The sequence below is a fragment of the Paraburkholderia sp. CNPSo 3076 genome (genome assembly GCF_026343935.1).
Lineage (GTDB): Bacteria > Pseudomonadota > Gammaproteobacteria > Burkholderiales > Burkholderiaceae > Paraburkholderia > Paraburkholderia nodosa.
In genome coordinates this window covers 1-25,924 of the sequence record NZ_JAPMAL010000001.1, presented here as the reverse complement: position 1 = coordinate 25,924, position 25,924 = coordinate 1, and the positions used below count along the sequence as shown (strand labels likewise).

At 67.6% G+C, this 25,924-nt stretch carries 19 protein-coding genes and 1 pseudogene; 14 read left to right on the top strand and 6 right to left on the bottom strand.

The features are described from left to right. Positions 1–114: 114 nt before the first annotated feature. Positions 115–2,586, top strand: coding sequence for a heavy metal translocating P-type ATPase (locus tag M3A49_RS00100; RefSeq protein WP_416338902.1), 2,472 nt, complete (start codon positions 115–117; stop codon positions 2,584–2,586). A gap of 33 nt (positions 2,587–2,619) precedes the next feature. On the opposite strand, the gene M3A49_RS00095 is transcribed toward M3A49_RS00100, so the two are convergent. After that, complete coding sequence (locus M3A49_RS00095) at positions 2,620–7,215, bottom strand: DEAD/DEAH box helicase (RefSeq protein ID WP_266227002.1); 4,596 nt, start codon at positions 7,213–7,215, stop codon at positions 2,620–2,622. Positions 7,216–7,456: 241 nt separating this feature from the next. Between M3A49_RS00095 and M3A49_RS00090 the strand changes: the two genes are divergently transcribed. Next, complete coding sequence (locus M3A49_RS00090) at positions 7,457–8,509, top strand: aldo/keto reductase (protein WP_266227001.1); 1,053 nt, start codon at positions 7,457–7,459, stop codon at positions 8,507–8,509. Positions 8,510–8,604: 95 nt separating this feature from the next. Here the strand turns inward: M3A49_RS00090 and M3A49_RS00085 are convergent, their stop codons facing one another. Continuing rightward, the gene (locus M3A49_RS00085) at positions 8,605–8,952 is read right to left on the bottom strand and encodes a BON domain-containing protein (RefSeq protein WP_254357929.1); all 348 of its coding nucleotides are present in this window, start codon (positions 8,950–8,952) and stop codon (positions 8,605–8,607) included. Between the two features lie 338 nt (positions 8,953–9,290). Between M3A49_RS00085 and M3A49_RS00080 the strand changes: the two genes are divergently transcribed. Both M3A49_RS00080 and M3A49_RS00075 read left to right on the top strand, forming a co-directional pair. After that, positions 9,291–10,823, top strand: a complete 1,533-nt coding sequence (locus M3A49_RS00080) for an RNA polymerase factor sigma-54 (protein WP_254357930.1) — start codon at positions 9,291–9,293, stop codon at positions 10,821–10,823. A 229-nt stretch (positions 10,824–11,052) separates the two neighbouring features. Further along, positions 11,053–11,139, top strand: a pseudogene (locus M3A49_RS00075) (TetR/AcrR family transcriptional regulator); the annotation flags it as partial. A 121-nt stretch (positions 11,140–11,260) separates the two neighbouring features. Here the strand turns inward: M3A49_RS00075 and M3A49_RS00070 are convergent. After that, the gene (locus M3A49_RS00070; protein WP_266227000.1) at positions 11,261–12,547 is read right to left on the bottom strand and encodes a cation:proton antiporter; all 1,287 of its coding nucleotides are present in this window, start codon (positions 12,545–12,547) and stop codon (positions 11,261–11,263) included. Between the two features lie 177 nt (positions 12,548–12,724). Continuing rightward, positions 12,725–13,552 carry a DUF72 domain-containing protein gene (locus M3A49_RS00065; RefSeq protein WP_254357932.1) on the bottom strand — a complete coding sequence of 276 codons (828 nt, stop codon included), beginning with the start codon at positions 13,550–13,552 and terminating at the stop codon, positions 12,725–12,727. A gap of 184 nt (positions 13,553–13,736) precedes the next feature. Here M3A49_RS00065 and M3A49_RS00060 point away from each other — a divergent pair, with 184 nt between their 5' ends. Then, a complete protein-coding gene (locus tag M3A49_RS00060; protein WP_254357933.1) occupies positions 13,737–14,141 on the top strand; it encodes a transposase in 405 nt (134 codons plus the stop codon). Between the two features lie 42 nt (positions 14,142–14,183). On the opposite strand, the gene M3A49_RS00055 is transcribed toward M3A49_RS00060, so the two are convergent. Then, positions 14,184–15,857, bottom strand: coding sequence for an AAA family ATPase (locus M3A49_RS00055; RefSeq protein WP_266226999.1), 1,674 nt, complete (start codon positions 15,855–15,857; stop codon positions 14,184–14,186). Positions 15,858–16,062: 205 nt separating this feature from the next. Between M3A49_RS00055 and M3A49_RS00050 the strand changes: the two genes are divergently transcribed. Beyond that, positions 16,063–17,040 (top strand): acetyltransferase, encoded by a 978-nt coding sequence (locus M3A49_RS00050; RefSeq protein WP_266226998.1) that lies wholly within the window; start codon positions 16,063–16,065, stop codon positions 17,038–17,040. 16 nt (positions 17,041–17,056) lie between these two features. Here the strand turns inward: M3A49_RS00050 and M3A49_RS00045 are convergent, their stop codons facing one another. Continuing rightward, the gene (locus M3A49_RS00045) at positions 17,057–19,492 is read right to left on the bottom strand and encodes a phosphoketolase (protein ID WP_266226997.1); all 2,436 of its coding nucleotides are present in this window, start codon (positions 19,490–19,492) and stop codon (positions 17,057–17,059) included. 330 nt (positions 19,493–19,822) lie between these two features. On the opposite strand from M3A49_RS00045, the gene M3A49_RS00040 reads away from it, so the two are divergent. The 8 genes from M3A49_RS00040 to M3A49_RS00005 all read left to right on the top strand — a co-directional run bounded on the left by M3A49_RS00040 (position 19,823) and on the right by M3A49_RS00005 (position 25,789). Continuing rightward, entirely contained in the window at positions 19,823–20,809 is a 987-nt protein-coding gene (locus tag M3A49_RS00040; RefSeq protein WP_266226996.1) for a zinc-dependent alcohol dehydrogenase family protein, read from the top strand. 154 nt (positions 20,810–20,963) lie between these two features. Further along, positions 20,964–21,425 (top strand): universal stress protein, encoded by a 462-nt coding sequence (locus M3A49_RS00035; RefSeq protein ID WP_266226995.1) that lies wholly within the window; start codon positions 20,964–20,966, stop codon positions 21,423–21,425. Between the two features lie 389 nt (positions 21,426–21,814). Next, positions 21,815–22,366: a hypothetical protein gene (locus M3A49_RS00030; protein ID WP_266226994.1), complete on the top strand. Its 552-nt coding sequence runs from the start codon at positions 21,815–21,817 to the stop codon at positions 22,364–22,366. Continuing rightward, positions 22,356–23,102 carry a beta-ketoacyl-ACP reductase gene (locus M3A49_RS00025; RefSeq protein WP_266226993.1) on the top strand — a complete coding sequence of 249 codons (747 nt, stop codon included), beginning with the start codon at positions 22,356–22,358 and terminating at the stop codon, positions 23,100–23,102. The genes M3A49_RS00030 and M3A49_RS00025 overlap by 11 nt, the downstream gene beginning before the upstream one ends. Before the next feature lie 251 nt (positions 23,103–23,353). Then, entirely contained in the window at positions 23,354–23,785 is a 432-nt protein-coding gene (locus M3A49_RS00020) for an Hsp20/alpha crystallin family protein (RefSeq protein WP_266226992.1), read from the top strand. A 236-nt stretch (positions 23,786–24,021) separates the two neighbouring features. Next, the gene (locus tag M3A49_RS00015) at positions 24,022–24,234 is read left to right on the top strand and encodes a hypothetical protein (protein ID WP_254357939.1); all 213 of its coding nucleotides are present in this window, start codon (positions 24,022–24,024) and stop codon (positions 24,232–24,234) included. 159 nt (positions 24,235–24,393) lie between these two features. After that, the gene (locus tag M3A49_RS00010) at positions 24,394–24,555 is read left to right on the top strand and encodes a hypothetical protein (RefSeq protein ID WP_266226991.1); all 162 of its coding nucleotides are present in this window, start codon (positions 24,394–24,396) and stop codon (positions 24,553–24,555) included. A gap of 244 nt (positions 24,556–24,799) precedes the next feature. Beyond that, positions 24,800–25,789: a hypothetical protein gene (locus M3A49_RS00005; RefSeq protein WP_266226990.1), complete on the top strand. Its 990-nt coding sequence runs from the start codon at positions 24,800–24,802 to the stop codon at positions 25,787–25,789. Positions 25,790–25,924: the final 135 nt, after the last annotated feature.

Sequence of the window (25,924 nt, the reverse complement as noted above, 5' to 3'; positions counted from 1 at the left end):
CTACAGGCTGTTCAATGATTGTGTCACTTTTGGGAGAAACCGGCTATGAACCAGAGCTACGTGTCGCGGCTCGGCATTGCGCAGCGCCTGTGCGCGCGCGATGAGGAACGGAAGATGGGCGGCGCTCACGGGTCTGGCGGCGTGGGTGGCGCGTGCGGCGGTCACGAGCATGAGCACGATCACGGCCTGGAACAAGGACACGCCGATGATCACGCCCATGACCATGACCACGATCACGATCGTGGACAAGCCCGGTCGAAAAGCCACGAGCACGCTCACAGCTGCTGTCACGGCGGCGCGGCGCACAGCACGCCGCCGCAAAGTCAGCGCAACACGGTCCCGGCGCCCGAAGGCACGCGCCGCGCGCGCTGGCGCATCGAAAACATGGATTGCCCGACTGAGGAGCGCCTGATCCGCAACCGGCTCGAGCCCATGCCGGGCGTCGTGCGCCTCGACTTCGACCTGCTCGCGCGCGAGTTGACCGTGCATCATCGGCTCGACGATACGCAGCCTGTCGTCGCCGCGCTGCGCGCGCTCGACATGGCGCCGCGTGCGCTAGACGACAGCGCGTGCGCGCAAGCCGCCCCGCCTGCGTCTGTCGGTCTCGCGCTGGGCCAGAAGCTGCTGCTGGCGGTGAGCGGCGTGGCAGCCGCGGGCGCCGAGGTGCTCGCCTGGAGCACCGGCCGGGAAACCAGCCTGCCTGTACTCGCCTGCGCAATCATCTCGATTGCGTGCGCGGGTTTGCCCACGCTGCGCAAGGGCTGGATCGCGCTGCGCAACTTCACGATCAACATCTATTTCCTGATGTCGCTTGCGTTGATCGGCGCCGTTGCGATCGGCAAGTGGCCCGAAGCGGCAATGGTGGTCTTCCTGTTCGCGCTCGCAGAGGAAATCGAGGTGCTTTCGCTCGAACGCGCCCGTCAGGCGATCCGCGCGCTTACCGCGCTCGCGCCTGAAACCGCCGAAGTCTGGCAAGCCGGCGACGGCGCACCCGGGCAACGCGAATGGCGCGAGTGCGCGGTGGGCGACGTGGCCGTCGGCAGCCGGATTCGCGTGCGTACCGGCCAGCGCGTGCCGCTCGACGCGCGCGTGATCGCCGGCCGGGCCGCGCTCGATCAGGCGCCGATCACGGGCGAAAGCCTGCCTGTCGACAAGGAGACCGGCGCGGCGCTTTACGCGGGTAGCATCGTAGTCGATGGCGTGGTCGAGGCGCTCGTCACCGCGGCCGCGAAGGACAGCACACTCGCGCGCATCGCCGCGGCGGTGCAGGAGGCGCAGGCGCAACGCGCGCCCACGCAGCGCTTCGTCGACCAGTTCGCGCGCTACTACACGCCGGCCGTGGTCGTGCTGGCCGTGGTGTTGGCGCTTGCCGGGCCGCTCGTGTTCGGTGGCGCGTGGAGTGCGTGGCTCTACAAGGCGCTCGTGCTGCTCGTGATCGCCTGCCCGTGCGCACTCGTCGTCTCGACGCCGGTGACGGTCGTGAGCGGCCTCGCCGCCGCCGCGCGCCACGGCATGCTCGTGAAGGGCGGCGTGTGGCTCGAACGCGGCCGGCTGCTCAAGGCCGTCGCGCTCGACAAGACCGGCACGCTCACGCGCGGCGAGCCTGTCCTGACCGATGCGCTCGCGGCGCCGGTTCGGGCGCTCGCCACCGTAGGGGAGTCCAGCGAAGCGCCGCTTTCGACGCAAGAAGCACTACGCATCGCCGCGAGCCTGGACGATGCAAGCACGCACCCCGTCGCCCGTGCGGTGGTTGAAGGCTGGCGGGCGCGTCAGCCGGAAGCGCGCCTGCTCGCGGTCGATCAGTTCGCGGTGCTGAACGGTCGCGGCGTGCAAGGCCGTATCGACGGCACGCTCTGGAGCCTCGGCAATCATCGTCTCGTGGAGGAGCTCGGTTTGTGCTCGTCCGAACTCGAAGCGCAACTGGCAGCGCTGGAACGGGCCGGCAAGACCGCGATCGTGCTGTGCGCGCCGCAGGAGGCCGTCGCCGTGTTCGCCGTGGCCGACGCGCTGCGTACGGAAAGCGCACCGGCCGTGCGGGCCTTGCGCGCGCTCGGCGTGACGCCCGTCATGCTGACCGGCGACAACGCGTCGACCGGGCGTGCGATCGCCGATCAACTCGGCATCGACGACGCGCGCGGCAATCTGCTGCCGCAGGACAAGCAGGACGCGATCGCCTCACTCTCGAAGCAGTACGGCATGGCTGCAATGGTCGGCGACGGCGTGAACGACGCGCCCGCGCTCGCGCGCGCCGACATCGGCTTCGCGATGGGCGCGGCGGGCACCGCGACCGCGCTCGAAACCGCCGACGTTGCGATCATGGACGACGATCCTCGCAAGATCGCCGCGTTCATTGGCCTCTCGCGCAAGACCGCGGGTGTGCTCAAGCAGAACATCGCGCTTGCGCTCGGCATCAAGGCCGTGTTTCTCGTGCTCGCGATGGCGGGCGCGGCCACGCTCTGGATGGCCGTGTTCGCCGACGTGGGTGCGAGCCTGCTCGTCGTGGCGAACGGTCTGCGCGTGCGCCGGCATTTCGACGGCACGCGCAGCGTGACGAAGCCTTCCGCGCACGCAGCACAACGCAACTAACAGCCAATCCCGCCCGCGGGCGCCCAGCGCGCCTCACCAGGGTTTGGCGAGCCGCGCGCGGAGTTCGGCGCGCGTGCTCTCGTCGAACTCGCCGAGAAACCCGAAGCGGCCGGCAATCAGGGTGGCGGCCGGCACGCCGTCACGGAACACGATGCGGTTGCCGGCGAGCGCGGGCACTTTCTCGCCGGGCAGCAGCGTGCCGACGAGATTGAGCGGATCGGCGGCGCTCACGCAAACGAGCGCGCCGCCTTCGCCTTGTGCCGCAGCGCGCCGCCGCACGTCGCGCAGCAGCGCCACGGCTTCGGGCAGCGCGAACTGTTCGCCCGAAATCCCGGTGACGAAGCGGCCGCCGCGCACCTCGCCGCGCGCCTCCATGCGATGCAGCACGCGCAGCAGATCGCGCCACGGCGGCAGCCACGCGGCCTCGCGTCCGAGCAGATGCCAACTGACCACGCCGTAACGGCGCAGCAGCACATTGGCGACGTGCTCCAGCAGATCCGGGTCGGCGGGCGGCCGGCGCGCGGCGCTGGCGGTCGTTTGCCTGGCACGCGCAAGCGCCTGCGAGCGCGAGGCTGCTGCTACGCCCGAATTCGATACAGCCGACTCCGTCGCGACGAGCGCCGCTTCAGAGTCCAGATCCGCAAGCGGAGTGATCGACGCATCGGCCAACGCCTTGGCCAGCTCAACGCGCCGCAGCGTCGCCCAGCGTCCCGCGTCGGCCATGCCGCCCGCGAGCGGCCCGAAGCCGCGCGGCCGGCGTCTGCCGTGATGCGCGCTATGCTGCGCGGCCGGCTTCACGAGCGCACGCAGCCCGGCAAAGCTATCTGCGTTGACGAGGCCCGCCGCCACCAGTTCGCCAAGCGCATTTTCCAGCTCGACGCCGAGCAAGTGCGCGTCGGCGGCGAGTTCGTCGAAGAACATCGCGCCGTGCCGCAGCAGCGCCTCGTAGACACGCTGCGCGCGCGCTGAAAGGCCGGCCGTGTCGGTCGTTTCGACGAGCGCCATCCAGCGCGCCAGCTCGCGGCGCGCGAGCAACACGACCGGCGTGCTGCGTACCGTCGAAGCGGCCGCCGCGCGCGCGGGCAGCCGTGCCCAGGCGAGGCGCCCCGAGCGGCACAGCTCGTCGAGCAGCATGGGCGTGTAATCGTCGATGCGCGCCGGCAGGATGTCGTCCTCCCACGCGAGCGCCGAGGCTTCCCAGCCTTCGAGCTGGTCGAGCACGGCGGCCAGCGCGTCGCGGCCCGAGCCGCGCGTGCCGGGAGCCACGCGTTGCCATTCGAACAGGAAGCGCATGAAGTCGTGACGCTCGACCGGCTCGATTTCGCGCCGCAGCTTGCGCACCGTGTAGCGGTGGATGCGCGCGAGCAGATGGCGTTCGCACCATTCCTCCTGGCCGCCGTTCATCGCTTGCGGCGTAAAGCGTCCGCGCATCACGGCGCCTTCGGTTTCGAGGCGCGTGAGCGCGAGCGCCGCCACGCTCGCCTCCAGCGCGAGCGGCCGCGCCACCTGCGCGACCGTGAGCGGTCCGAAGCCCGACAGGCGCGCACGCACGATCTCGACGAGCGCCGCGTCCTCGGTCCACGTCTCCGCGTATTCAGGCGGCGGCGTGAGCGGCGGCTCGCATCGCGCCTGCGGGTAGATGGCCTGGACGCACGCAAGCCGCTCGATGCCCACCCACAGCGCGTCGTGGTCGGCGACCGGCAGCCGCGTTGCGCGGCCCGCCGCCGCCAGACCGGCGAGCCATGCGAGCCACTGCGGCGCCTGCTGCGCCTCGCTTTCGGCCAGTGCGCCGAGGCTCGTGAGCGCGTCGTGCATTTCGTCGGCGTCGCGCACTTGCGGCCAGGCTTCTTCGCGCACGCTCGCAATCGCTTCGGGGTCCAGCGCGCCGAGATCGTCGGTGGATTCGGGGTCGCTCCAGCGGCGCGACAGCACGGCCTGGGTGCGGCGTTCTTCGATCGGGGCATCGTCGAGGAACGCATATGGGCGCGCGGTGAGGATTTCGGCCGCGAGCGGCGAGGGCGCGGGCAGTTCGCGCACCACGAGCTTCAGGTCGCCCGCCTCGATGCGCCGCAGCAGCGCAATCCATGCTTCGGTATCCATAGCATCGTGCAGGCAGTCGTCGAGCGTCTGATCGACGAGCGGATGGCGCGGCACTTCGCGCTCGCCCGCGATGTTTTCGACGCACGCCACCTGGTCGGGAAACACGGCTGCGAGCAGGTCTTCGCTGCGCATGCGCTGGATCTGCGGCGGCGTTTTGCGTCCGCTGGTCTGACGCGGCAGCGCGAGCGACGTGGTCGCATTCCAGCGCCAGCGCACGCCGAACAGTGGTGCGTCGAGCAGCGCCTGCACGAGCAGATGCTCTGCGGAATTCGAATGGAGATAGCGCCACACCTCGTCCAGCGCGAAGCTGTGCGCACCGGTGAGCGAGAGGATGATGGCGTCCTCGGTCGCGGCGGCCTGTAGCTCGAAGTTGAACTGGCGGCAAAAACGCTTGCGCAGCGCGAGACCCCACGCACGGTTCAGGCGGCTGCCGAACGGCGTGTGGATCACGAGCTGCGTGCCGCCGGCCTCGTCAAAAAAACGCTCCATGACGAGCGTGTCCTGGGTGGGCAGCACCGTGAGCGCGGCGCGGGCGCGCGCGAGATATTCGACGATCTGGCGTGCGGCGGCATCATCGATCTCGAGCGAAGCGGCGAGCGCCACCGTGGCCCGATCGACCACGGCGGGCGACGCAGCGTCATCCGTCGCGCCAGCATTCGCGCTCGCGTCGATCAGCGCGGCTTCCACCTGCGTGCGCAGCCGCGAAATCGCGAACGAAAGCTCGTCGCTGCGGCCCGGCGCCTCGCCCAGCCAGAACGGAATGTTGGGCGGCTGTCCCTGGGCGTCTTCCACGCGCACGCGACCCGCTTCTATGCGCAGGATCCGGTACGAGGCGTTGCCGAGCTGGAACACGTCGCCCGCGAGGCTTTCGACGGCGAAGTCCTCGTTGACGGTGCCGATCTGCACGCCCTGCGGTTCGAGCAGCACCGAGTAGTCGGCGTTGTCGGGAATCGTGCCGCCCGACGTGAGCGCGACGAGCCGCGCGCCGCGCCGCGCGCGCAGCGTGTGGCTCACCACGTCGCGATGCAGGTAGGCGGCGCGCGGCCCGTGGCGGCTCGTGTAGCCCTCGGCGAGCATGCGCAGCACGGCATCGAACTGCGCGCGCTCGAGCGCCGCCCATGGCGTGGCGCGCCGCACGAGCGCGTAGAGCGCGTCTTCTTCCCAGGCCTCGCAGGCCACTTCCGCAACGATCTGCTGTGCGAGCACATCGAGCGGCGCTTGCGGCAGCGCGAGGCGATCGAGTTCACCGCGCCGCACGCTATCGAGCAGCGCCGCACATTCGATCAGGTCGTCGCGCGACGTGGGGAAGAGCCGTCCCTTCGGCACGCCGCCGACCTGGTGGCCCGAGCGCCCGACGCGCTGCAGGAAGGCCGCAATCGAGCGCGGCGAGCCGATCTGGCACACGAGATCGACGTCGCCGATATCGATGCCCAGTTCGAGCGACGCCGTCGCCACGAGCACGCGCAGATCGCCGCTCTTGAGCCGCTGCTCGGCGAGAAAACGATGCTCGCGCGCGAGGCTGCCGTGGTGCGCGGCCACGGCTTCGGTGCCCAGACGGTCGGTGAGGTGGCGCGCCACGCGCTCGGCCATGCGGCGCGTGTTGACGAACACGAGCGTCGTGCGGTGCATGGCGACGAGTTCGGCCATGCGGTCGTACACGCGCTCCCACACGTCGTTCGCCATCACGGCTTCGAGCGGCACGGGCGGCATTTCTATCGCAAGGTCGCGCGTGCGCGCATGGCCTACGTCGACGATCTCGCACGCGGGCGGCCTGGCGTTCGGATCCTGCGCGGCGTCGCCCATGCCCACCAGAAAGCGCGCGACGCTTTCGATCGGTTTTTGCGTGGCCGACTGCCCGATGCGCAGCAGGCGCGAGCCGCACAATGCGTCGAGCCGTTCGAGGCTCAGCGCGAGATGGCCGCCGCGCTTGTTGCCCGCGAGCGCGTGAATCTCGTCGACGATCACGCTGCGTGCGCTCGCCAGCATGCGGCGGCCCGATTCGGAGCCGAGCAGCACGTAGAGCGATTCGGGCGTCGTGACGAGAATGTGCGGTGCGCGTTTTCGCAGCGCGGCGCGCTCGGGCTGCGGCGTGTCGCCGGTGCGCACCGCGGTACGGATTTCGACCGGCGGCAAGCCAAGCCGCGCGAGTTCCTCGCCGATGCCTTCGAGCGGCCGTTCGAGATTGAGCCGGATGTCGTTGGAGAGCGCCTTGAGCGGCGACACGTAGACGACGAGCGTCGTGTCGGGTAGCGCGCCGCCATTCGCGAGGCCTTCGCGCACCAGTTCGTCGAGCGCGGCGAGAAAGGCGGTGAGCGTCTTGCCCGAGCCGGTCGGGGCGGCCACCAGCGTCGCGCGCCGGTTCGCGATGAGCGGCCATGCGGCGCGTTGCGCGGCAGTGGGCGCGTCGAAGCTGCGCCGGAACCAGCCGGCCACGGCCGGATGGAAGCGCGCGAGCACGTCGCTCTGCTCGCCGTCCTGATTGGCGGCTTGAGGGGCGTGCGGATCGGATACGGGCGAAGGTGTGGTCATGCGGGCGGTGTGCGGCAGAAAAAGCGGCGGAGAAGGCGGCATTGCACGTCTGCCAGTCTCGCAGCTTTCGTGCGCGCCTGCCTGGCGCGGGGCGGGCCAGGTGCGGGCGTTGCAGGGCGTAAGCAGGAATGTACGGCCGCCTTGCGGCGTTTCAAGCCGTGGCGGCCGTTCGGCAGGCCCGACGTGATCGCAGTATCCTCGCCGCGTTGGACTTTCCCTCGAACCACGACGGAGTCACACCATGCGTTACAACCCTCTGGGCCGCACCGGCCTGTTCGTTTCGGAACTCTGCCTCGGCACGATGACCTTCGGCGGCGGCGCTGGCATCTGGAACCAGATCGGCGATCTCCAGCAGTCCGACGCCGAACGGCTCGTTGGCCGCGCGCTGGACGCAGGCGTCAATTTCATCGACACCGCCGACGTCTACTCGCAAGGCGTTTCCGAGCAGATCACCGGCCAGGCGCTCAAGAACCTCAAGATCCCGCGCGAGCAGGTGGTGATCGCGACCAAGGTGTTCGGTGAAATGGGCTCGTCGCCGAACGAGCGCGGCGCCACGCGCTATCACATCATGGACGGCGTGAAGGCGAGCTTGAAGCGCCTGCAGCTCGACCACATCGACCTCTATCAGATTCACGGCTTCGACCCCGTCACCCCGATCGAGGAAACGGTGCGCGCGCTCGATACGCTCGTGCAGCAAGGGCACGTGCGCTACGCCGGCGTTTCGAACTGGGCGGCCTGGCAGATCGTGAAGGCGCTCGGCATTGCGCAGCGCGAAGGGCTCGCGCGCTTCGAGTCGCTGCAGGCCTACTACACGATCGCGGGGCGCGATCTCGAACGCGAACTCGTGCCGATGCTGGAAAGCGAAGGGCTCGGACTGATGGTCTGGAGTCCGCTCGCGGGCGGGCTCTTGAGCGGCAAGTACGGGCGCGACCAGCAAGGCGAGGCGGGCAGCCGCCGCACGACCTTCGATTTTCCGCCCGTGAACCGCGAGCGTGCATGGGACTGCGTGGACGCGATGCGGCCGATCGCGCAGGCCAAAGGCGTGTCGGTCGCGCAGATCGCGCTCGCCTGGCTGCTGCATCAGAAGGCGGTGACATCGGTGATCATGGGCGCGAAACGCGTGGACCAGCTCGACGACAACATCGCGGCGACGAAAGTGAAGCTCAGTATCGAAGAGCTAGGCGTACTGGGCGAGGCGAGTGGGTTGCCCGCGGAGTATCCGGGCTGGATGCTCGCGCGTCAGGGCGAGCAGCGGCGCGCCCAGCTCAGGCAGGCGCAGCAGGAGGAGGAATGAGGCAGGGATGAGGCTGGCAGGAGAAGCGCCGGCGGTGGAAGCCGCCGGCGCAGTCCGGCTCGAAACTGGCTCGATCCGGTGGCCCGGCGGATCGATCAGCTCGCCGCCGAGACCTTCAGATGGTTCTTCACCGAGCTCACGCCCGAAACGCCTTCCACGACCTGCTTCGCGTTGTCGCGGTCCGCGGCGCTCGGCACGGTGCCGGTGAGCGAGACCACGCCATTGCGCGTCTTCACGTGGATGTGCTCGGACTTCACGTTCTTCGCGCCGAGCAGTTCGGCCTTGACCTTGGTCGTGATGGTTGCGTCGTCAACGTGCTGGCCCATGGATTCCGAACTGCCCGCGGGCGCGGAACTGTTCGTCGTGGTCTGCGCACCGGCTATCAGTGCGAACGTCATGCAGGCGGCACCAGCCGCGGTCTTGAGGATCAGGATGCGCTTCATGGCTACTCCCTTTCTGGTTGTGGTCGCCGCTTCCTTCCGCAAGGTGCGTGCCTCGCCGCGTCCGTGCTCGCTTCCGCGCGCCGTTGAAAGCCTGCTGGAAGCGGCTGTAACCGCCCACTATGCGGGATCGCGGCCGCTTCACGCAGCCACGGTTTTCCCAACCGGCCCGCGCAACAATTTTTCCGCACCTTTGTAAAAATCTCCACGGCGGGGTCGGAAAAGAGACTCGCAAAGCCTATGTTGCAAGCGCCGATCCCGTTTCAAAACAGGACGTTGTAAAAACTGGCATGGCTGTTGCATGAGGGGGCTACCACTCAATTCAACAAAACGGGATTGCCATGCCTTCCATCGCGTTACACGCGCGCCAGCATCTGGCGCTCACGCCGCGTCTTCAGCAGGCGGTGAGGCTGCTGCAACTGTCATCGCTCGAATTCCAGCAGGAGCTGCGCGAGGCGCTCGACACCAATCCGTTCCTCGAATATGTTGCGCCGGCCTCGGAGACCGGCGAGGCCGCCGAAGCGGCCGACGGCGCGGCGGGCATCGGCTCCGCGGCGGCACCCGCGGCCGAAGCCCCCGCCATGGCGACGGAAGGCGCCGGCGAGTCTGGCCTCGATGCCGGCATGGAGCAGGAAACGTCCCCCTACGCCGAGACCTCGTACGCCGAGGCCAGCTATAGCGACGAAGGTTCGGGCTACACCGCCGAGATGCCAACGCCTGGCGCGTTGCGCACATCGAGCTATCGCGGCGGCGAGGACGGCGATTCCGAGGCCTCCGACTGGGTGCGCGTGCCGCTCACGCTGCGCGAGCAGTTGCATGACGCGCTGCGCCTCTCGCCGCTCGACGACCTTGACCGGATCGCCACGCAGATCGTGATCGAGGCGCTCGACGACGACGGCTACCTGCGCCAGGACCTCGCCGATCTCGCCGACGTAGAGGGTGCGGGCGACACGCTCGACGAGGACCGTCTGCGTGTGGCGCTGCGCGTGGTGCAAACGCTCGATCGCCCTGGCATCGGTGCGCGTTCGCTCTCCGAATGCCTCGCGCTTCAGCTCAATGCGATGCCTGACGACACCCCGCATCGCGAACTGGCCATGCAGATCGTCTCGCATCATCTCGAACGCCTCGCGCGCCGCGAGCATGGGGAGCTGCAGCGCCAGCTCGGCTGCGACGCCGCCTCGCTGCAGGCCGCGAGTGCGCTCGTGCGCCGCCTCGATCCGAAGCCGGGCAACCACTATGGGCGTGCGGACGGCGGCTATGTCATTCCGGACGTGATCGTGCGGCAGGTGCGCGGCAAATGGGTGGTAAGCGTGAACCCGGCCATCGAGCCGCGGGCGCGCATTCATAAACTCTATGCGGAGATGTTCGCGCGCTCGGATCAGACGAGCCGCTCGCCGCTCGCCCAACAGCTGCAGGAAGCGCGCTGGCTGATCCGCAACGCGCACAAGCGCTGCGAGACGATCCTGCGCGTGGGCGAGTGCATCGTCGCGCGTCAGAAGGCGTTTTTCCAGTACGGCGAAATCGCCCTGCGGCCCATGCTGCTGCGCGACGTCGCCGACGAACTGGGCTTGCACGAGTCGACCGTCTCGCGCGCCACGGGCAACAAGTACATGGCCACGCCGCGGGGCATCTTCGAGTTCAAGCGCTTCTTCCCGCGCGAGCTGGAGACGCGCACGGGCGGCACGTGCTCGGCGGCTGCGGTGCGCGCGCTCATCAAGGAAATGATCGACGCCGAAGATCCGCGCGACCCGCTTTCCGATGTCATTCTCACGCAGGAACTCGAAAAGCAGGGCGTGCAGGTTGCGCGCCGCACGGTCACGAAGTATCGGCAGATGATGAAGCTGCCGGCGGCGGAAATGCGCCGGCAGATTTGAGGCGCGGTGTTTCGGTTCCGTGCCAAAAGACGGGGGGAGGTCAGCGGCGTGTGACCGGCGTAACGCAACGGGTGGATATGTAAGGACTGCACGTTGCGTTACGCGCGCCGCTTCAATGCAACACTTCAAGGCGATTTCAGGCGGGCGTGCCGGGGGCGGATAAAATACGAGCCATTGCTCACATTCGATGCCTGCTGCGCATTGCCCGCCATGACCCAGACGCCCCGCGCCGCTAGACGCGCGCAAGCGGCCCGTACAGCGCCGTTCCGCCGCCACGGTTGACGCGATACTCGAAGCCGCTGCCCGCATCCTCGAAAGCGCCGCTCGACGCGCGTGCCGCGATCGGCTATTTGTGGCGCACCGAGCGTAGCGAGCGCGGCGAGTAACGTCCGCAGCCTGGCCTGCCTGCGTCCACGATCGGGGCGAAACGCCGCTCGTTAGCCGGAAGTGTGTGGCGCGATGCCGAGCCATCGCGCCACACGCCCTAACGTGAGGCCGTTGCAGAGCAGATTCAGCAGCACGAAGGCAGCGGCCATCGCGGCCGCGAACGCGCGGGTGTCGGGCGAGAGCGCGTCGTTGCGCGCGACGCAGATCGCGAGCGTGAGCGTGACGGGCCCGCGCACGCCGCCCCATGCGATCAGCCATTGATGTGCGCGCGGCAGCGGCTTGCAGATGCCAAAGCGGCTCAGCAGCGGCACGAAGATCGTGAGGATGCCGAAGCGGCTCAGGGTGGCGGCCAGCAGCGCGAGCCCGAGCGGGAGGGCGTCGCGCAGATGCAGCTTGTGCACCAGACCGGGCACGCGCGCCGACGCGAGCAGAAAGACAGCGGCGGAGGCGATGCCAGCCTGGTACGCCCATAGCTGGCGAAACAGCCCCTGGCTCGCGGCGGCCCGGCGTGTTCGCATGAGCTGGCTGGCCGCGAGACCCGCGCACACCACTGCGGCCACACCAGACACGTGAAGCCCGTGTTCCGCGGCCGGATAGAGCAGCGTGGGCAGCGCGAGCGAGAGCGCGTACTCGGAAAAAGGCAGGCTGCGCAGCGCGCTCGACGTCGCGACGAAAAGTGCTCCCGCGAGCGCCCCGAACGCACAGCCGCCGACGAGCGATACGAGGAACGCGGCGAGTGGGTAGCTGTGCGTGTGCGCGGCGGGCGGCGTGAGCACCAGCGCGCTGGTGAGGAGCGTGGAGATGCTGATGGCGGCGGCGTCGTTGAGCAGGCTTTCGCCCTCGACCAGCCGGATCAGGCGTTCGGGCGCGCCGCTGTTGCGAAAGAGCGCGATCACGGTGGAAGGATCCGTCGTGCTGACGATAGCGCCGAGCAGCAGGCACACGATCAGGCTCTCGCCGCTGCTGATCCACGTGGCGAGGCCGACGCCTGCCGCCGCGGCCACCACCGCGCCGATCGCGAGTAACAGGATAGGCGCGAGATCGGCGAGAAGACCGCGCGTATCGACCTGCAACGCCGCTTCGAAGAGGATGGGCGGCAGGAAGATCCAGAGATAGGCCTCGGGCGGAAGCGAAGGCGTGAGCAAGGGTACGACGCTCGAAGCGGTGAAGCCGGGCGCGAGGTTGAGCAAGGCGAGGTAGCCGGCGCCGAGCAGCACGCCGGCGCTGGTCAGACCGAACGAATCGGAGAGGCGAAATCGCTGCGCAGCGGCATGGCAGAGCGCGATGAGGAGTAGCAGGACACCGGTGCGGATGGTGAATTCGATTGCGGTTTGCAAAGGCAGGACACTCCGTGGTGCGGTTGGGCGGCGGGAGCGGCAGTGCCCGCAACGCATCGATTCAGTATCTCGCTGCGTTGCAAGTTTGCATGTTGACCGATATCAACTCGCTGCTGACCAAGTCACTACGGCGGCGTTACGGTCTTTTACGTGTCGGATGAGACTCGCCGTGCGCGGCTACCTCGCGCCGAGGCGCTCGATCAGTGCCATGGCTGCCGCCGGGTTGCGTTCCTTGAAGCCGCTGATGACGTAGAGATACACGTCCCGGCCGGCCTTCGCGGCGAGCGGCTTCGCGTAGGTGGCGAGGTCGTCGGGTGTTTCGCCGCGCGCCCAGGCGAGCGCGCGCGACGCCCAAAGGTCGAGGTCGGCGGGAGCATAGCCCTGCGGGTGATCCTGCGCGGTTCCCATGATGCGGGCATAGACGAACGGCGCGCTCGTATCGCCGATCAGCGGGTAGCTGGAATCGCCGCTGATGACGATCGCCGCCTTGTGCTTGCGCGCGAGCGCGACGAATTCCGGCGTGCAAAAGCTCTCGTCGCGCACTTCGAGCGCGTGGCGCAGCGGGCGGCCTTCGGCCTCGCCCGGCAGCAGTTCGAGAAATCGTGCGTAGTCCTCGGGATCGAAGCGCTTGCCCGGCGTGATCTGCCAGTTGATCGGCCCGAGCTTGTCGCGCAGGTTCAGCACGCCGCCGCCCAGGAAGCGCTCGATCGTGGCCCCGGCTTCGGCCAGCACACGGCGATTCATCGCAAAGCGCGGGGCCTTCAGCGAGAACACGAAGTCTTCGGGGGTTTCGTCGTGCCAGCGCGTGAAGCTTTCCGGGCGCTGCGCGCCGTAATACGTGCTGTTGATTTCCAGCGTCGAGAGATGACGGCTCGCGTATTCCAGTTCGCGGCGCTGCGCCAGGCCGTCTGGATAGAACGCGCCGCGCCACGGCGCATAGATCCAGCCGCCCACGCCGACGCGAATCCGGCCGTGCCGGGCTTTTGAAGGGGATGAAGGCGCCATTGGAAATCCGTCATCGAAGCCGGGATGGGGCAGTGTAGCGCAGCCATGGCCACGGCCTCCGGTTAGTGTGCCGACCCGGAACCGGCGAGTTCATCTCGATTTTTAGGCATAGTCCGATATTTTCTTGTCCGCTGTGAGGCTACCTTAGTCCTGTTGTGTCAGATAACTTCACAGGGACCATCAGATGTCTTCCCGCATATCTCCGGAACTTACCGATGTGCAGTGGCGCAGCATCGCGCCCATGTTTCACGAAATCCGCGTTGACGGTCGTCGTCGCGGGCGCCCGGCGCACAATCCTCGTCACGTTTTCGCGGGCATCCTTTGGGTACTGGCCACCGGCTCGGTCTGGTCGAAGCTGCCCGAGCAGTATCCTGATTTCCGCACCTGCCATCGCCGCTTCAAGCTGTGGTTCGACGCCGGTCTCGTGCATCACGCCATGGAGCGTCTGCACGGCGAGGAAGGCCTCGCCCTGTGCGCGGCCATGGCCGCACGCATGCAGCCGTGGCGCGCGCCGGCTGGCCGCAAGCCGCGCTTTCCGGTGGCGTCCTCGCTGCGCTGGCCGCTCGCGCGGCCTTTCGTGGAACGCTGAGCCAGCAGGGCTGCGGCGGCGGATTATGAGTCCGCCGCCGCTTCAAATCTCCCCACTCTCCGCACGCATGCGCGCGAACAGCGGCGTCCACCATGACTCGCGCGAGAATGCCCCGATTTCCACGTCGGTGTCGAGATCAACCGTGCGCTGCCGCTCCCGCGCATCGAGTGGATCCGCTTGCGCGACCTGCGCGGCGAGCACGTCGGCGCCGGCGTCGGAAGCGTCGCGCGGCCCGCGCGCGCGGGCGTTCACACGCTCGGCGAGCCGCGCTTGCGGCGCGTAGAAGTTCAGGATCAGCATTGGCCGGTTCAGCTCACGCGCGAGCGCTGCGAAGCGCGCGCGATGCGTCGCCTTGAGAAACGTCGCATCGACTAGCGCCGTGTAGCCCGCGTTTAGCACGTCGCGCACATGGGCGACGTGGCGTTCGTAATGCGCGTCGAGCGCGGCTTGCGTGTACGCGCTTGCCGGCAGCGCGTCGAGCGAGGGCGGCGCGAAGGGTTCGAGCCGCTTGCGTTCGAGATCGCTCGACACACGGATCGCCCCGCTCAATTCGGCGAGCGCGCGGCTCGCCACCGACTTTCCCGACCCCGAAAAGCCGTGGCAGAGCAGAAGCCAGGGCGCGGGCTCGCGCATGGCGCGCGCTTCGCCGGCCGCGAGCGCCAGGTAGCGCGAGGCGGCGCCTGCGCTCGCTTGCGCGTCGGGCCGCGCGGACGATCCCGCCTTGAGTATTGCGACCAATGCCCGCACCAGCGCGCGATAAACGATATAAAGCCGCAGTGCAGCGAGCCCCGCGAAATCGCCCGTCGCTTCGAGGTAGCGATTGAGCAGACGGTGGGCATAGGCCGCGTGGCCGTGCGCGCGCAGATCCATCAGCAGGAACGCAAGATCGCAGGTCACGTCGATCCAGCGCAGTTCGTCGCTGAACTCGATGCAATCGAACATCAGCGCGTGCCGCCCGTACCGCACGATGTTGTCGAGATGCAGGTCGCCGTGGCAGGCGCGCACGAATCCGTTCGCGCGGCGTGCGTCGAGGTGCCGAGCGAGGCGTGCGAGTTCGCTTTCGCAAGTCGCGCGCAACGCGGCGCTTCCCACCGCGTGCGCCGTGCGCGGATCCGCTTCGAGGGGCGCGAGCGCCGCGAGCACCTGTTCGCGCAGCAGTGCTGCCGAGCCGAGTCGCGTCGCCGCCGCCATCGGCCCGTGTCCGGCCCGGCACGCATGCCGATGGCTCGCGGCGAGGCTGGTTGCGGCCGCATCGATATCGGCCGTGCTCAGTTCGCCGTGCCCGATCAGGTTCGAAAACAGCAGACGCTGGTCGAAGCGGCGCATACGCACCGCATAGTCGACGACTTTTACATTGCCGCGAACGCCGCGCCTGGGCCTGAGCCTGCAACGCCGACCGTCAAAAAATAGCTCGCCTGTGTCGCGATAAATCGGTCCCGCGAATGGCGCATTCAGACGAATCTCAGCTTCGCAGCAGCGGAGTCGGACATCGAGCCGCACAAAATTGACGAAGCCGAAATCGACGGGCTTCATGATCTTGTACGCGTACCGCCCGCAGAGATACACCACGGATATATGCGTTTCGATGCGCACGATGCGCCCGGCCGGGTGCGCATACGTGGAGGCGCGCGAGAGCGCGGCGTCCACGAGGCGACTGTGGCGGCGCGCTATGCGCTGACGGTTGAGGACGTGGTGTGAGATCGGCGTGTCGGACATCGGCGTGGCTATCGTGGGAGTAGAGGGCTACGGGGCGCTGCGCGTCGGAACCAGCATACCTCGAGCCAGCGCGGGAAGGCCGTCGCGCGGCATGTCAATGCCTTGATCGAAACAGCCTGCATGGGCATCGCCGGATTGGACGTTTTGTGCAATCCGACGAGGCTGCGCGATACTGTGATGCTCAACCCAACGGAATCTCGGAGACATGGCGCATTTCGACGTATTCAACGGCGACGCAGACGGCATCTGCGCGCTGCATCAGCTGCGGCTCGCAAGGCCGCGCGAGGCGACGCTCATCACGGGCGCGAAGCGCGACATCGCACTCGTCGAGCGCGTGCCCGCCCAGCCGGGCGATTCGCTCACGGTGCTTGACATTTCGTTCGAAGTGAATCGCAAGGCGCTCACCGCGCTGCTCGCGAAGGACGTCGCGGTCGAATATTTCGACCATCACCACGCGGGCGACCTGCCTGTGAACCGGAATCTCGTCGCGCACATCGACACGACGGCACAGGTCTGCACGAGCGTGCTCGTCGACCGCCATCTCGCCGGCCGCTACCGGCCGTGGGCGATCGCGGCGGCCTGGGGCGACAACCTGCCCGCCACGGCGCAGGCGCTTGCCCAGCAGGCCGGGCTCGACGCCGCGCAGGCCGAACAGCTGCGCGAGCTGGGCGAGTCGATCAACTACAACGCTTACGGCGACTGCGTCGAAGATCTCATGATCGCGCCGATCGACCTGTACGCGGCGATGAAGCCCTACGCCGCCCCGTTCGATTTCATCGCCTCGGAGCCCATCGTCGGACAGCTCGCCCGCTGCCGTCACGATGATCTCGAACTGGCCCAGGCCATCGCGCCGCTCATCGCGCTCCAGTACGGCAGCGTTTGCGTGTTGCCCGACGAGCCGTGGGCGCGCCGCGTGCGCGGCGTGTTCGCCAACGTGCTCGCGAACGAGGAACCTTCGCGCGCGCACGCGGTGCTGAGCGTGAACGCGGACGGCAACTACGCGGTGAGCGTGCGCGCGCCGCTCACGGAACCGCGCGGCGCGGATGAACTCTGCCGCGCGTTCCCTGGCGGAAACGGCCGGGTAGGCGCGGCTGGCATCGACTGCCTCGAATCGACCCGGCTCGACGCGTTCGTCACCGCGTTCGCACGCGTGTTCGGGCGCGCGAAGCCGGCTTCGGCCTGAGCGGCGCAAGGCGCAACTAAGCCGTTTCGCCTGGGCCGTGCGCGGCGCGCGCCGCCGGCCAGCGCCAGTTGCGGATTTCGGGCATGTCGTCGCCGTACTCGTCCACGTAACGGCGGTGCGCGGCCAGCTTGTCGTGCAGTGTCTGGCGCAGGTGCGCCGCGCGCTGCGCGAGTCCGTCCACGCGGTCGATCACGGCTTCGCACAGATGGTAGCGGTCGAGCCGGTTGAGCACCGTCATGTCGAACGGCGTGGTCGTCGTGCCTTCCTCGATGAAGCCGTGCACGTGAATGTTCGCGTGATTGGCGCGCCGGTACGTGAGCCGGTGGATCAGCGAGGGATAGCTGTGGTGCGCGAAGATGACGGGCTTGTCGGTCGTGAAGAGCGCGTTGAAGTCGGCGTCCGGCAGGCCATGCGGATGGCGGTCGGCGGGTTCGAGCGTCATCAGGTCCACCACGTTCACCACGCGGATCTTCAGGTCGGGCAGGCAGGTGCGCAGCAGGTCCACGGCGGCTAGCGTCTCCATGGTCGGGACGTCGCCGGCACAGGCCATGACCACGTCGGGCTCGCCGCCATCATCGTTGCTCGCCCATTGCCAGATACCGATGCCGTCCGCGCAGTGGCGAATGGCCGCGTCCATGTCGAGCCATTGCGCCTGCGGCTGCTTGCCCGCCACGATGATGTTGATGCGGTTCCAGGTGCGCAGCACGTGGTCGGTCACGGCGAGCAGCGTGTTGGCGTCGGGCGGCAGATAGACGCGCACGGTGTCCGACTTCTTGTTCACCGCATAGTCGATGAAGCCCGGGTCCTGATGGCTGAAGCCGTTATGGTCCTGGCGCCATACGTGCGAGGTGAGCAGATAGTTGAGCGACGGCAGCGGCCGCCGCCACGGAATCTCGCGGATCACCTTCAGCCACTTCGCATGCTGGTTGAACATCGAGTCGATGATGTGGATGAACGCCTCGTAACACGACATGAAGCCGTGGCGGCCCGTGAGCAGATAGCCTTCCAGCCAGCCCTGGCAGGTGTGCTCGGACAGGATCTCCATCACGCGGCCATTGGTCGCGAGCTGGATGTCGTCGGGCGTGACCTCCGCGAGCCAGGTGCGAGACGTCACGTCGAATACGTCGCTCCAGCGGTTCGACGCGGTTTCGTCGGGCCCGAAGATGCGGAAGTTGCGCGTGGCGTCGTTGACGCGCATCACTTCGCGCAGGAACGCGCCCATCACACGCGTGGCTTCGGCGTCCACCTGGCCGGGCGCGGGCACATCCACGGCGTGGTGCTCGAAGGGCGGCACGCGCAGTTCGCGCACGCGGCCGCCGCCGTTCGAACGCGGGTTCGCGCTCATGCGCTTTTCGCCTTGCGGCGCGAGCGCGGCGATGTCGGGCACGAGTCGGCCTTGCGCGTCGAAGAGTTCCTCGGGCTTGTAGCTGCGCATCCAGCTTTCCAGCAACGCGAGGTGTCCCGGCTTCGAAATGTTGGCGAGCGGCACCTGGTGCGAGCGCCACGAGCCTTCGGTCTTCTGGCCATCCACGGTCTTCGGGCCCGTCCAGCCCTTGGGCGTGCGCATGACGATCATCGGCCAGCGCGGGCGCACGTAGCCGGGCGGCAAGTTGCCGTGTTCGTCCGCGAGTTCGCGCGCAGTTTTCTGGATGCGCGCAATGTCGTCGAACGCCGTGTCGAACGCTGTGGCCATCAGGCGATGCGCGACGTCGGGCTCCTCGGCTTCCACGAAGATCGGCTCGTGGCCATAGCCCTTCATGAGCGAGGCGAGTTCGTCGTCGCCTATGCGCGCGAGCACGGTCGGCCCCGCGATCTTGTAGCCGTTCAGATGGAGGATGGGCAGCACCGCGCCGTCGGTGGCGGGATTGAGGAACTTGTTCGAGTGCCAGGCGGTGGCGAGCGGCCCCGTTTCGGCTTCGCCGTCGCCCACCACGCAGGCGACGACCAGATCCGGGTTGTCGAACACCGCGCCGTAGGCGTGCGAGAGCGCGTAGCCGAGTTCGCCGCCTTCGTGGATCGACCCCGGTGTTTGCGGCGCGACGTGGCTCGGAATGCCGCCCGGAAAACTGAACTGCTTGAAGAGCACGGCCATGCCCTCGACGTCCAGCGGCACGTTCGGCCAGGTTTCGCTGTAGGTGCCTTCGAGCCAGGTGTTCGCGACGACGGCGGGGCCGCCGTGGCCCGGCCCCGCGAGAAACAGCACGTCGAGATCGCGCGCGTTGATGATGCGGTTCAGGTGCGTGTAGAGGAAGTTCAGGCCCGGCGTCGTGCCCCAGTGGCCGAGCAGGCGCGGCTTCACGTGCGCGAGTTGCAGCGGCTCGCGCAACAGTGGATTGGCGAGCAGATAGATCTGGCCGACCGAGAGATAGTTGGCGGCGCGCCACCAGGCGTCCATGCGGCGGCGCAGGTCGTCGGAGAGCGGCGGGTAGGCAGGTGTGTCGGTGGCATTCATGCGGGGCTCCGGTTGCGCGGCGGCGGAAGGCGGACCGAGGCGGACTGCGTGCGCGACGCCGCGGCGCGCGTGGCGCGAGCCAGCGGCCCGCACGGCGGACGGACTCCGCGCGCGAGGCCGGGCGGCGGCCCTCGTGGTCCTGTGGGATTCGTCTTATGGTGCCACGATCGCGCGGCGCGCCACGCGTGGATGTCCTGTGGCGGCGAGTCGCATCGGGCGTGTAGCTGCGCCGCAGCGCGCAATGCACGACAGCGCGCGGCCCGATTGCATAACATGGTTTTATGGTGATCGATGCGGCGCGTCTGCCGCGATCTGGCGAGGAGGATGGCGATGCGGGCAATGCTGTTCGACGGCGAGAATCCGCAGCTGCGCGAAGCCGATCTACCCGACCCGGCGCCGGGCGCGGGCGAACTGCTGATCGATGTGCGCGCGTGCGGCGTGTGCCGCACTGACCTGCACGTCGTGGACGGCGATCTCGCACACCCGAAAAGGCCCGTCATTCCCGGCCACGAGATCGTCGGCACGGTCGCGGCGTTCGGGGCAGGCGTGACGGGGTTCGCGCCCGGCGACCGCGTGGGCGTGCCGTGGCTCGGCCACACCTGCGGCCATTGTCGTTTCTGCGCCGACGGGCGCGAGAACCTCTGCGACGCGCCCGGCTTCACCGGCTACACGATCGACGGTGGCTATGCGACGCGCACCGTCGCCGACGCCCGCTATTGCTTCCATCTGCCGCGCCAGTACAGCGACGTCGAGGCCGCGCCGCTCCTCTGCGCGGGACTCATCGGCTATCGCTCGCTCGCGATGGCGGGCGATGCACGGCGCATCGGCATCTACGGCTTCGGCGCGGCGGCGCATATCGTTGCGCAGGTTGCTCGCCACCAGGGACGCACAGTCTATGCGTTCACACGTCCGGGCGATGCCGCGGCGCAGCAGTTCGCGCGGCGCCTCGGTGCAACGTGGGCGGGCGGTAGCGACGAGCGCGCGCCCGAGGAGCTCGACGCTGCGCTGCTGTTCGCGCCGGTCGGCGCGCTCGTGCCCGCCGCGCTGCGGGCGCTGACGAAGGGCGGCACGGTCGTGTGCGGCGGCATCCACATGAGCGACATTCCCTCGTTTCCTTACGCCTGGCTGTGGGAAGAGCGGCGCATCGTCTCGGTGGCGAATCTCACGCGCGAGGACGGTGCGACCTTCATGGCGATCGCCGCGCGGCACAAGCTCGAAATCGAGACCACGCCGTACCCGCTCGCGCGCGCGAACGAGGCGCTGGCCGATTTGCGCGAGGGACGGCTTACCGGCGCGGCGGTGTTGACGATGCGCTGAGCGGGTCAAGTGGATCACGAGGCTGACGCAGTAGAGACAACGGGTCGCACTGGCCGGAGCGCGCATCCGTACCCAAATGCGCTACAACGAACTTTATCTAGATAGCGCGCGGCGAGCATGCCGCGCAACATGGGCAAGGCCCGGGAGGTCCACGATGTACAAGCAGATTCTGGTAGCGGTCGATGGCAGCCGCAGCGGCCGGCGCGCGCTCGAGGAGGCCGTGAAGATCGCGAAGGCGACGGGCGGCGCCGTTCAGGCGCTATGTGTCGTGCGGCATCCGGCGCGGCTCGTGGACGTAAGTTCCGGCTTCGCCGAGGAACAGGCGCGCCACTCGGCGGAAAACGACGCGGCAACGGCGGCGCTCGAAGAAGCGAAACTGGTGTTCGCCCAGGCTCAGGTGCCGGGCTCCACGCGCGCAGCCGATGCGAGCGGCGAGGAGATCGCCGCGGTGATCTCGCGCATTGCCGCCGAGGACGGCGCGGACCTCGTCGTGATGGGCACGCGCGGCTTGTCGGGCGTGAAGCGCCTGTTGCTCGGCAGCGTGGCCGAATCGTTCCTGCGCATGGCGGACCGGCCGGTGATGCTGGTGCGCGACGAAGAGGCGCCGGCCGCCTGACTGGGGCGCCCGGTTTCACCGGCCGGTTCGCGGCGAGGGCGCGATCGGCCGGGTAGCGTTTCCGCCCTTACAATCCGTCGCGAAATACCCGCATTAGCAAGCCTGGTTTTGACTCGCTGCGCATCAACTATCTCGAAATGAGACGTCGCTCAAGCGACAAATCGCCCATTCGTCGCGCGGGAGCCCGTCTTACTGCCTATGATGTTGGCTTGAGCCGGCTGTCTTGCGAACACACGGCACTCCGAAGCATCCCGTTCCCCATCGTCGCGCGTGAAGCGCTTTCATTTCGCTCGCCGCAGCCCGCGTCCCGTCGCGGTCCACCGCGGTCCCTTTGGCAGCAAACGCATCCGGCCGCGCTGGGCGAAAGCTACATAAGGAGGAGATTGACCATGCCAACCGCTTCCCATCCCTCATTCGACGCCGCCTCGCTCGGCAACGCGATGGGCGCCTCATTCGACACGTACCGTGCCAACACGTCGGCCGCGCTGCGCTTGCTCGTCGGGCAGCAGCAATGGCGCGAGCAGTTGTTGAAGCTGGAGCAGCGCCGGATCGCGCGCGACCGCGAGGCGGTCGAAGGCCTGCTCGAATCGCTGCGCACCGCGCGCGACTGGACCGATTTCGCGGTCGCCACGCAATCGGTCTGGCGCGACTATCTCGGCGCGAGCACCACCCTCTGGCAAGAGGGCGTCGCGGCGGCGATGCAGGGCGCGAGCACGTGGTCCGACAATGCGCGCGACTTCACGCAGCAGTGGCAGGAGGCCTGCGCGGGCGCGCAAGCCAGCGCGTCCAGAGTGCCGGGTGCGCTGCCGATGCGCGAGTGGATGAACGCCTTCGAGCGTGCGATGAGCAGCGCCGCCAATGGCGCCGCGCATCCGGGCAAGCCGGCGGGCGCGGGCCGTGCGCAGGGCGCGAGCGCGGGCGGAGGCCAGCATGGCCACTAAGCGCGTTGCTTTCGTCACGGGCGGCATGGGCGGACTCGGCGAGGCGATCAGCCGGCGCCTGCACGACGCGGGGATGACCGTCGCCGTCTCGTGCTCGGCGGCGAACACGCGCGCCGATGCCTGGCTTGCCGCCGAACGCGCGGCGGGCCGCGACTTCGGTTGCCACCAGATGAACGTCGCCGACTGCGAGGCCTGCGAGCGCGCGGCGCAGCAAGCGCTCGACAATCTCGGCCAGGTGGACGTGCTCATCAACAACGCGGGCATTACGTGCGACCGCAGCTTCGTGAAGATGTCGAAAGGCGACTGGGACTCGGTGCTGCGCACCGATCTCGACGCGCTCTTCAACGTGACGAAGCCGTTCTTGCCCGGCATGATCGCGCGCGGCTTCGGGCGCATTATCAATATCGGCTCGGTCAACGGCTCGCGCGGCGCTTTCGGCCAGACCAACTATTCGGCGGCGAAAGCGGGCATGCATGGCTTTACGAAGGCGCTCGCACTGGAAGTGGCGAAGAAAGGCGTGACGGTGAACACCGTGTCGCCGGGCTATCTCGCCACGCAAATGGTGGAAGCCGTGCCGAAAGACGTGCTGGACACGCACATCCTCCCGCAGATTCCGGTCGGCCGTCTCGGCCAGCCGAACGAGGTCGCGGCATTGGTGGCGTTCCTCTGCTCGGACGACGCGGCGTTCATCACCGGCGCCGATATCGCGATCAACGGCGGCATGCACATGCAATGACGCGCCGCGCTGCGATGCAAAAATTTCGCGTGCGGCAAAAAAAGGGTCTTGCAAACGCGCGAGGCGCCTTCATGTTGGAACGGTAAGCGGCAGCGACCGCGCCGCGCGAGCGGCGCGCTTCGTTGCAGGCTATTCTCCATCGTTTGCCGCAGAGGCGTCATGCATCTGCGCCAACTAACGGGGAATTTAGGAATCCGATGCAACATCGTCGTTGCGTCGACACGAAAATCGTTCGGTCCATGGAGGCATCAATGAGCACTATCTCGCGTTACGATCCGTTTTCGATGGAAGGTGTGCCCGATCTGTTTCACGGGCTGTTCCGGCCGTTGCGTGCTACGAGCGGCGTGGAGGGGCAGGCGGCCAGTATCCGGATCGACGTGACGGAAGACGAGGCCGGCTTCACGGTGAAGGCCGAAATGCCCGGCGTCGACCGGAAAGACATCGACGTGAAAATCGATGGCAATCTCGTTTCGATTGCCGCGAAAGTCGAGCGCGGCAGCGAACTGAAGGAAGGCGAGCGCGTCGTGCGTCGCGAGCGTTATGCGGGCAGCGTGAGCCGCGCGTTCACGCTCGCCGCGGAAATCGACGATGAAAAGGCGAGCGCGCAATACAAGGATGGCGTGCTGAAGCTGACGCTACCGAAGCGGGCCGCAAGCGCCAGTAAGCGCCTCGAAATCAACTAAGGCGGAAAAGGCGTTGAGCGGGCGGCGCGCAGACTGCATATCGTGCAGCTGCGCGCCGCTTTCTTGCTTCAGACACCGATGCGTAACACAGCGAAACACGACTGTAGCGAAACTGTACGATTGACTCGCTATGCTGGGGTGACTCAAGCCCACGACCCTTCGGTCGATTGCTTGTCGGGCATGTGACTGGAATCGGCACTTACGCCCCGACTCCGGCCAACAACTGGAGAGACTTGATGCTCAGCCACCACGAACTAGCGACCTTGCTGCTGATCCGTGATGCGGACGCGCCGATTCAGATGCTCGATTCCGATTTCCTGGCGCTTCAGCGCTACCGTCTCGTCGAAATGGACGAGGCGGGCGGCGACCCCACGCTGCGCCTCACCACCCGAGGTCGCGAACTGCTGCGGCGTCTCACACACGACGAGGGTGGCGAGCCCACTATTTGAGCGGCCGCCGCGACCCGGTCTTGCGCAGCAAGGCGTGTCAAGAGCCTTTCATCGAGCGCTACGCCCGTTACATCCGTGTAATACGCCGCGGAACACTCTGCGATACAGTGCTGGCTTTTCATTCCCACCCACGCTGTTTTCACACGCAAGAGCCGAGTCATGAACGCCGTTATCAAGCCCGCTGTCAGCCTGTTCGCCCTGATTTCCTGCGCCGCACTTTTCGCGCCGCTCGCTGCTGTCGCCGCACCGTATCACCACGAGGTGTGCCACATCGAGCACGTTCACCATCACGCTGAGCGCGTCTGCCATCACGTGCACTGAGATTACGCCGATTGTGAAGCTGACTGCAGGAAACCGCCGCACTTTTTGTGCGGCGTTTCTCTTTTGTTATCGAGTAATTAGGATCGCGAAATAAATATCAGAAGTTTGTGCTGCGTCATCTCTTAATCAATTGAAAGAGTGGGTTCACACAATAAATGTCGCGGCGCGGTATGCTCCGCGTTCCGTTGCATACATTTTCCTTGCAGCGAGTCACGTCATCCCAACCGCAAGGCCAACGCACGCAATGAAAAACATCACGTCGCTAGCCGCAGCCGGTGTTGTCGGCAGCGCGCTCGCCATGGCTTCGGGGTCGGTTTGCGCGCAGGAATTCACGCTCTACACAGGGCCGCTCAAAAGCGGCGCCGACCGTACCTATTCGTGGCAAATGGGTTACACGGAGGGTTTCGGCCAGTATTTTGCCGGCAGCATTGCGTGGTTGAACGAAGGCCATATTCCGGATCATCACCGTGACGGCCAGGCCATCCAGGCGTGGGCGCGTTTGCCGCTCGCGCAGCGCCGCTTCGTGTTCGCGCTGGGTGTCGGGCCGTATCGCTATTTCGATACCGAGGCCGCGTCACAGGGCCAGGGCTGGTCCGATACACACGGCTGGGGCGTGCTCTATAGTGCGCGCGCCACGTGGTACTCGACGCATCGCTGGACGGCGAACCTGCAGCTCAACCGCGTGCAGGTGTCGCGCGGCCCATCGACGACATCGCTCATGCTGGGCGTGGGCTATCAGCTCGACGCGCCCGACACGCCAGGCCCGCGCGATTTCGCGTTGCCGCGCACGCAGAAAGTGACGAACAACGAGATCACGCTGATGGCGGGCGAGACGATCCTCAACAGCCTCGAATCGCAGACTTCGGCGGCCGAGGCGATCGAGTACCGGCGCGGCATCAATTCCTTTCTCGACGCGACGGTGGGATATCTGCACGAGGGCAATGGCAATTCGCCGCGGCGCGATGGCGCGACCGCGCAGCTCTGGCTCACGCGCGCGTTCTTCGACGAGCGCCTCACGCTCGGGTTCGGCGCGGGCCTCTACGCGGCAATCCACCACGGCGAGCATCCCGACGAGCGTGATACCGGCGACGGGATTCTCTCGGGGCTGATCTCCGTCTCGGCTTCCTATCGCTTGACGCAGCACTGGGCTGCGCGCGTCACGTGGAACCGCGTGGTCACGCGCTATAGCCGCGATACGGACGTGATCCTCGGTGGTATCGGCTACCGGTTCTGAGCGATGGTGACGTAGCAAGCGCGGACATACCGTGGTTTGGCATGACTTGCCCGCGCGCGAGTCGCGACGTTAACTACCCTGAGGCGGACGGCCACCGCCGCCGCCAGGCCCACCGCCACCGCCGCCACTAGACCC

Coding starts and splice junctions, on each gene's coding strand:
- M3A49_RS00065 (WP_254357932.1), bottom strand. CDS start 13,552: ATGGCGCCTTCATCCCCTTCAAAAGCCCGGCACGGCCGGATTCGCGTC.
- M3A49_RS00010 (WP_266226991.1), top strand. CDS start 24,394: ATGAACGCCGTTATCAAGCCCGCTGTCAGCCTGTTCGCCCTGATTTCC.
- M3A49_RS00045 (WP_266226997.1), bottom strand. CDS start 19,492: ATGAATGCCACCGACACACCTGCCTACCCGCCGCTCTCCGACGACCTG.
- M3A49_RS00035 (WP_266226995.1), top strand. CDS start 20,964: ATGTACAAGCAGATTCTGGTAGCGGTCGATGGCAGCCGCAGCGGCCGG.
- M3A49_RS00015 (WP_254357939.1), top strand. CDS start 24,022: ATGCTCAGCCACCACGAACTAGCGACCTTGCTGCTGATCCGTGATGCG.
- M3A49_RS00025 (WP_266226993.1), top strand. CDS start 22,356: ATGGCCACTAAGCGCGTTGCTTTCGTCACGGGCGGCATGGGCGGACTC.
- M3A49_RS00100 (WP_416338902.1), top strand. CDS start 115: ATGGGCGGCGCTCACGGGTCTGGCGGCGTGGGTGGCGCGTGCGGCGGT.
- M3A49_RS00095 (WP_266227002.1), bottom strand. CDS start 7,215: ATGACCACACCTTCGCCCGTATCCGATCCGCACGCCCCTCAAGCCGCC.
- M3A49_RS00050 (WP_266226998.1), top strand. CDS start 16,063: ATGGCGCATTTCGACGTATTCAACGGCGACGCAGACGGCATCTGCGCG.
- M3A49_RS00090 (WP_266227001.1), top strand. CDS start 7,457: ATGCGTTACAACCCTCTGGGCCGCACCGGCCTGTTCGTTTCGGAACTC.
- M3A49_RS00005 (WP_266226990.1), top strand. CDS start 24,800: ATGAAAAACATCACGTCGCTAGCCGCAGCCGGTGTTGTCGGCAGCGCG.
- M3A49_RS00080 (WP_254357930.1), top strand. CDS start 9,291: ATGCCTTCCATCGCGTTACACGCGCGCCAGCATCTGGCGCTCACGCCG.
- M3A49_RS00020 (WP_266226992.1), top strand. CDS start 23,354: ATGAGCACTATCTCGCGTTACGATCCGTTTTCGATGGAAGGTGTGCCC.
- M3A49_RS00060 (WP_254357933.1), top strand. CDS start 13,737: ATGTCTTCCCGCATATCTCCGGAACTTACCGATGTGCAGTGGCGCAGC.
- M3A49_RS00085 (WP_254357929.1), bottom strand. CDS start 8,952: ATGAAGCGCATCCTGATCCTCAAGACCGCGGCTGGTGCCGCCTGCATG.
- M3A49_RS00030 (WP_266226994.1), top strand. CDS start 21,815: ATGCCAACCGCTTCCCATCCCTCATTCGACGCCGCCTCGCTCGGCAAC.
- M3A49_RS00055 (WP_266226999.1), bottom strand. CDS start 15,857: ATGTCCGACACGCCGATCTCACACCACGTCCTCAACCGTCAGCGCATA.
- M3A49_RS00040 (WP_266226996.1), top strand. CDS start 19,823: ATGCGGGCAATGCTGTTCGACGGCGAGAATCCGCAGCTGCGCGAAGCC.